At 62.5% G+C, this 6,800-nt stretch carries 7 protein-coding genes; 5 read left to right on the forward strand and 2 right to left on the reverse strand.

Annotation, left to right across the window (positions count from 1 at the left end; all coding sequences use genetic code 11):
• Window positions 1-133: 133 nt before the first annotated feature.
• On the reverse strand, window positions 134-835 hold the full coding sequence (gene cysC / locus LJE91_09395; protein ID MCG6868917.1) for an adenylyl-sulfate kinase: 702 nt from the start codon (window positions 833-835) through the stop codon (window positions 134-136).
• A gap of 181 nt (window positions 836-1,016) precedes the next feature.
• On the opposite strand from cysC, the gene LJE91_09400 reads away from it, so the two are divergent.
• The 5 genes from LJE91_09400 (at window position 1,017) to LJE91_09420 (ending at window position 6,052) form a co-directional block, all read left to right on the forward strand.
• Window positions 1,017-1,196: a hypothetical protein gene (locus tag LJE91_09400; GenBank protein MCG6868918.1), complete on the forward strand. Its 180-nt coding sequence runs from the start codon at window positions 1,017-1,019 to the stop codon at window positions 1,194-1,196.
• 163 nt (window positions 1,197-1,359) lie between these two features.
• On the forward strand, window positions 1,360-1,893 hold the full coding sequence (locus LJE91_09405; GenBank protein ID MCG6868919.1) for a lipid-binding SYLF domain-containing protein: 534 nt from the start codon (window positions 1,360-1,362) through the stop codon (window positions 1,891-1,893).
• 179 nt (window positions 1,894-2,072) lie between these two features.
• The gene (locus tag LJE91_09410) at window positions 2,073-3,986 is read left to right on the forward strand and encodes a DUF3604 domain-containing protein (protein MCG6868920.1); all 1,914 of its coding nucleotides are present in this window, start codon (window positions 2,073-2,075) and stop codon (window positions 3,984-3,986) included.
• A 138-nt stretch (window positions 3,987-4,124) separates the two neighbouring features.
• A complete protein-coding gene (locus LJE91_09415; GenBank protein MCG6868921.1) occupies window positions 4,125-5,015 on the forward strand; it encodes a peptidyl-prolyl cis-trans isomerase in 891 nt (296 codons plus the stop codon).
• Window positions 5,012-6,052 carry a HupE/UreJ family protein gene (locus LJE91_09420; GenBank protein MCG6868922.1) on the forward strand — a complete coding sequence of 347 codons (1,041 nt, stop codon included), beginning with the start codon at window positions 5,012-5,014 and terminating at the stop codon, window positions 6,050-6,052. Before LJE91_09415 ends, LJE91_09420 begins: the two co-directional genes overlap by 4 nt.
• 347 nt (window positions 6,053-6,399) lie before the next feature.
• Here LJE91_09420 and LJE91_09425 read toward each other — a convergent pair.
• Window positions 6,400-6,800: hypothetical protein (locus LJE91_09425; GenBank protein MCG6868923.1), on the reverse strand; the 401-nt coding region annotated here is incomplete at its 5' end.

The raw sequence follows: 6,800 nt of genomic DNA on the forward strand, positions 1-6,800 counted from the left end.
CTGAAAAAGGCCCAGAAGGCGATGGCTGCGGCGCGATCCCGCGACGGCCCCCGAAGCATGTTCTGGAGCGTCGCGTACAGTCGCGTACAGTAAGGTCTGCCGAAACCAGCGAAGGGCCCCGAGCACTGGCATGTCAGACGGTCTCGCCCTCCCGCTCCGGCACCATAACGTCGTCATCCAGCGGCGGACAGATACCCTTGCGCTGCAGAATGTCAAACACCTCGTCCGCGAGTTCTTCAGGTGTCTTCTCGGCCGCCGAAAGCACCAGTTCCGGTGACACCGGGGCCTCGTAGGGATCGTCTATGCCGGTGAAGCCCTTGATCTCTCCGGCCCGCGCCTTCTTGTATAGGCCCTTCGGATCCCGCGTTTCGCAGACCGCTATCGGTGTATCGACGAACACCTCGATGAACTCACCGTCGGACAGACTGTCACGTACCCGGTCCCTGTCGATCCGGTAGGGGCTGATGAAGGCCGTCAACGCGATGATGCCGGCCTCGCAGAAGAGCTGGGCGACCGCCCCGATGCGACGGATGTTCTCTTCCCGGTCCATGGCGGAAAACCCCAGGCCAAAGCGTTTCGCGAACGCCTCGCCGTGTGTCACCAGGAGCATAGGCGGCCCGGCGTTGAGGGAGTGGCGAACGTTGTCGCCGTCGAGCACCACGCTGTGCATCCCCCGCCGATGAAGCTTGTGGTCGAGGACATTAGCCAGGGTGCTCTTCCCTGAGCCACTCAAACCCGTAAACCAGACCACGCAGCCCCTGTGGCCGTTCAGCGCCTCTCGCTTGGCGCGGGGAATCTGATGTTCGTGCCAGGTAACATTTGTCTCTTGAATCATTCTTCCTTTTCCTATGTCAAAGACTGACTTCGAGCATAATGGGGGCCGCCGCCGCATGGCAAACCGCGCCCTCCCCGGTTGTCAGTAACCGGGCATGCCGCGCGGAGCGCCGCTTGATGTTCCCGGTTGGTACGATTACATTCGGCGGCTCTGAACCGCGCTAACCCCAGGGAAACCGATCATGCGAATTGTTGATTCCGATCCCCAACTGATCAAGGACATCATGGACGAGATCAAGGTCATTGCCGTCAAGGAGCAGCCGTCTCTAGCGGTCCACGCGGGACGACACCCGGTTCTGGGCAGGGTGGTCGTCATCGAAGGCAGGGACGGCGACAGCGTGATCGTCGAAGTGGACGAATAGGCCGCGTCGCCGACAAATCGGCCAGAGCGCCAGCGACGGTTCAGGTTTTTTCCCTGCGATTGACGCTTGTCAATCGCGACCCCTTACCCCTCTGCGAGGATGCGTTTCGCCTCATCATAACTTGCTATTACATTTCTTTCTAATTTACTTATGGAGGTGCAATATGGGACAGCGCATTGCCGCAATCGCGGGACTGCTCATTCTGGTTTTCCTGCTGGCCAACCCCTCGCTGGCCGGCTGGGACCCCAACGAAGAGACCGAGGCGCAGGCGGCCATCACCGCCTTCACGCTGACCGATCCCGATCTGAAGGTCTTCTTCGAGAAGGCCCACGGTTACGCCGTGTTCCCTTCGGTCGGCAAGGCCGGCATGGGGTTCGGCGGCGCCTACGGAAAGGGCATCGTCTACGAGCAAGGCAAGGAGATCGGAAAGACCTCGCTCAAGCAGCTCTCCATGGGTTTCCAGTTCGGCGGGGAAAGCTATCGGGAGATCATCTTCTTTCAGGACGAGGAAACCCTCAACAAGTTCAAGGAAGGCAACTATGAGCTCGGCGCCCAGGCAACGGCGGTCGTCGTCAAGAAGGGGGCCTCGAAGAACAGCGATTTCAACGACGGCGTGGCCGTATTCACGCAGACCAAGGGCGGCATGATGTTCGACGTCAGCGTCGCCGGACAGAAGTTCACCTTCGAACCGATCTAGACTGTCACACTGATGTAAAGAACAGGGGGCCTCCCGTGGACGGCCCCCTACCCTCTCGCATCGCATCTACTTTTGCGCTGCCGAGACTGGTATTCGTAACGTTTCCCGTTTGTCTCCGACCTTCAATCTGTTAGTCTCCCGGAACAATCCGGCCCTGGGGTTCCTTGGAGACACCAGCGATGAAAATCTTTCCAATTGGCAGTGTGTTGTTCTCGTTCAGCCTGGCCCTCGTGCTGTCCCAACCTCTGCACGCGACCACCGCTGCCTACGCCCAGGAGGGCGCCATCAGGCCGGAGAAAAAGGAATTCTCTCCCTACGCCAACCGGGCGTATCCGACTAACGTCTATTTCGGCGACACGCACCTGCACACCGCGCTTTCCATGGACGCGGGCACGTTCGGCAACCGGCTGGGCCTGGACGACGCCTACCGCTTCACGCGCGGCGAGGAGGTAACTTCCTCGACGGGATACCGCGCCCGACTGAGCCGGCCGCTCGATTTCGTCGTCATCGCCGATCACTCCGACGGTATGGGCTTCTTCGACATGTTCGCCGACGGTGATCCGGCCGTGATGGACAAGGAAGAGGGTCGGCGCTGGAACAAGATGATCGCCGAGGGCGGCCAGCAGGGTGTCGACGCGGCACTGGAGATCATTACGCTGTTCTCCCAGGGCAGGTTTCCCTGGCGGACCAACGATCCCAAACTGATGAAGCCCGTCTGGCAGCAGACGATCGAGGCGGCCGAAAGGTACAACGAGCCGGGCCGGTTCACCGCATTCATCGGCTACGAATGGACCTCGCTGGTCAAGGGCAACAACCTTCACCGCGTGGTCATCTACCGCGACGGCGGTGCAATGGCCGAACGGACCCTCCCCTTCACGCTGGCCGACAGCGCCGACCCCGAGGCGCTCTGGGAGGCCATGCAGGCCTACGAGGAGCAGACCGGCGGTGAGCTGCTGGCCATCCCCCACAACGGCAACCTGTCCAACGGCATGATGTTCGACGTCGAGACGCTCTCCGGCGGGCCCATCACGAAGGACTATGCCGAACGGCGACAGCGATGGGAACCGCTCTACGAGGCGACCCAGATCAAGGGTGACGGCGAGGCCCATCCCCTGCTCTCACCCGACGACGAGTTCGCCGATTACGAGACCTGGGACCTCGGCAACCTTGACATGAGCGAGGCGAAAACGGACGACATGCTTCCCGGCGAGTACGCCCGCTCCGGACTCAAGCGCGGGCTCGAGTACGGGGCAAAGCTCGGCGTGAACCCCTACAAATTCGGCATGGTCGGCAGCACCGACTCGCACACCTCGCTGTCGGCCGTGGAGGAGGACAACTTCTTTGGCAAACACTCCGGCGTGGAACCCTCTCCGGAACGGGCCCTGCACGTCACGCTCGGCGGCGAGCAAGGCAAGATCATGGGATACCAGATGGCCTCTTCCGGATATGCCGCGGTCTGGGCGAAGGAAAACACACGCGATGCAATCTTCGACGCCCTGGCCCGGCGCGAGACCTACGCGACCACCGGCCCGCGCATGATCGTGCGCTTCTTCGGCGGCTGGGACTTCACCGAAGACGACGCGCAGACCCGCCTCCCTGCCCAGGCAGGCTACAGCAAGGGCGTGCCCATGGGCGGCGATCTGCGCAGCGCCCCGCAGGGCAAGTCCCCGACCTTCCTGGTCGCCGCACGCAAGGACGCCATGAGCGGAAATCTCGACCGCATCCAGATCGTCAAGGGCTGGGTCGGCGACGACGGCAACGCCATGGAAAGGGTCTACGATGTCGCCGTCTCGGACGGGCGCACCATCGACGCCGACGGCCGCTGCAAGGCCCCGGTCGGCGACACCGTCGATGTCGTCAAGGCTACCTGGACAAACACCATCGGCGACCCCGAACTGATCACGACCTGGACCGACCCCGACTTCGACCCGGAGCAGCGTGCCTTCTACTACGCGCGCGTCATCGAGATCCCCACCCCTCGCTGGACCGCCTACGAGGCCCTGCGTTTCGATATCGAGATGCCTAAGGAGGCGAAGATGACCACCCAGGAACGCGCCTACACCTCGCCGATCTGGTACACGCCGAAGGGCTGACACCTGGGCGCTTCCCCCCTCGAGGTAGAAGGCCGGGATGGGGGTGAAACCCCAGGACGGGTACGGTGCCGATCGACAGTCTCGCCCCCCTCCTGACCTCCCCCTGCCAGGGGGGAGGAAAAATGTGACAGGGAAATAATGAACTCAGGAAATCCCGGTGTTCTATCGCAGCTCATCCGCGAACCGTTACTGCATTTTCTCGTACTGGGCGCCGGATTGTTCGCCCTGTACGCCATGGTCAACAACGACGAAAGCAGGCGGGGCGACCGGATCATCGTCGATGAACAGCAGATCTCCCGCCTTGCCGAACAGTTCCAGCGTACCTGGATGCGCCCGCCGACCCGGGCGGAGCTGGAAGGACTGGCCGAGGACTTCGTCAAGGAAGAGGTCCTCTACCGCGAGGCGCTGTCCCTCGGTCTCGACCAGGACGATCTGGTCATCCGCCGTCGCATGCGCCAGAAGATGGAGTTTCTGAACGCGGACCTCGCCGAAATGCAGACCCCGACGGTCGCTGAGTTGCAGGACTGGCTGGACGCACACACCGACTTGTACCGTAAGCCGGCGACCACGAGCTTCGAGCAAATCTACTTTAACCCCGAGCGGTCAGGCGACGATGCGCATCAGCGGGCTTCCAGCCTGCTGGAAAGGCTCAACTCGCAGGAGATGGACGTCGAGACGCTCGGTGACCCGACGTTGTTGCCCGCCACGCTCGAGGCCGCCACGTCAAGCGAAATCTCGGCCACCTTTGGCAGTCAACTGGTAGAGGCCATCGAAAGCGCACCCGAAGCGACATGGAGCGGGCCCTACACCTCGAGTTTCGGCCTGCACCTCGTTCGGGTGACCGACCGAGTGCCGTCCCGTCTGCCCGCGCTCACCGAGATCCGCCGCGCGGTGGAACGTGACTGGTTGGCGGACCGCCGGCTCGAAGCCAACGAACTGTTCTACGACGCGCTGCGCAAACGCTACCGTGTCGAGATCTACCTGCCGGAGATCGGCAAGGCGCCACCGCTCGCGGCCCGCAAGCCATGAGCAAGGGGCTCCGCGCGATATCGCGTTTCGCCGTTGTCGTTTTGCTGCTGACGCCTGGCATCCGGAACGTGTCGGCACACGAGGTCCGCCCCGGTTACCTGGAGATCAGCGAATTCGACGAAGGGCACTACGACGTGCTGTGGAAGGTCCCGGCCAAGGGCGAACGACGGCTCGGGCTTTACGTGCTTTTCCCGGAGACCTGCAGCGGTACCGAGCCGAGTACCCGATTCATGGGGGGTGGTTACCTCGAGCGGTGGCGCGTGACCTGCGACGAGACCCTGACCGGTGGCGAGGTGAGCATCGAGGGGTTGCCTGCCACCCGAACCGATGTCCTCGCCCGTTTCAATCGGGCGGACGGCACGACGCAGACCGTACGCCTGACGCCCGCGCAACCATCATTCACGATTTCCGCCTCGAGCAGTACCACCGAGGTCATCACCACCTATCTGGGTCTGGGTATCGAACACATCCTGCTCGGCATCGATCACCTGCTGTTCGTGCTCGCCCTGCTGTTCCTGGTGCGCAGCTGGCCGCGGCTGATCGGCACGGTGACCGCGTTTACCGTTGCGCACAGCATCACGCTGGTCGCCGCAACGCTCGGCTGGGTACAGCTACCACAAGCCCCGGTGGAGGCCGCGATCGCGCTCAGCATCTTATTCGTCGCGGCAGAGATCCTGCATACCCGACAGGGACACCCGGGCCTTGCCGCGCGGGCCCCCTGGGTAGTGGCCTTCGTCTTTGGCCTGCTGCACGGTCTAGGGTTTGCCGGGGCATTGCGCGAGATCGGTCTGCCGGAGCACGCCATTCCCCTGGCGCTGGCCTTTTTCAACATCGGCGTCGAGGCCGGACAACTGCTGTTCATCGCCGCGGTATTTCTCCTGCTCTGGTCCGTCAAGCAGACCCGTGTCCGGGTCACCGGCAGGACATTCACGAACGCCTGGAGCGCAGCCACCATGGTATCCGCGCCTGCGGCCTATATGATCGGATCGCTCGCCGCGTTCTGGGTCATCGAGCGGACCCTCGGTTTCTGGAGTTAGGCGATTGCCGGAAAATGGCGTACCAGATCGCGCCGGGTGAACTGCGAAGCAGTGAACGGCTTGGGCAGGAAGCCCAAGACCGGTGCCCAAGCAAAGCAGGGACAGCGCCGCGCCGGGATCGTTCGTCATCAAGACGCGACAACAGGCGCATAGTCGATCTATGTAACGGTTGTCGCAACACAGAGGACGGACGAAAAGACAAGCAGGATGGTGTGTCATTTGACAGAAATCGCCTTAGGCGTTGACGCCCTGTAGTCAGCGCGGTATTGCGTATCGAACCAGCCACGGGACGCGGCGGGTTTTCGAACCTCATCCCGCCACGATTCCATGTCGGAATGCAAAAAGGGTCAGGTATCGCTGCCGGTGTTTGTACAGCGTGTCGAAATCGACCAGGGCGAAGTCGCCCTTGAACGCAGGGTCCACCAAGATGGACGTAAAGCTGTTGGCTGCTTCGCGCGAGATGATGTCGACGTCGAGGAACTGAAAGGGTAGGACGGGTCAAGGCCCGATGGCAGGAACCAGACGGGGTGATCGCGATCGTTCTTCACCTCGATCCACACCGGCTGCATGGCCTTCTTGGCAGGGTCGACACCGTAGATCTGGGTGGCCTCTTCGCGTGCGGGGAGCGCGACCGTCACCGTCAGGTTGTCCTGCACCTGGGTCTGCGCCCTTTCCATGAAGGGCACCTCGTCGATCGGGCGGGGCTCGAAAGTGGCGCAGCCCGTTATCGTCAGTGCGAGGAGCAAAA

It is taken from the genome of Gammaproteobacteria bacterium, from assembly GCA_022340215.1.
In the GTDB taxonomy this organism is placed as follows: Bacteria; Pseudomonadota; Gammaproteobacteria; order JAJDOJ01; family JAJDOJ01; genus JAJDOJ01.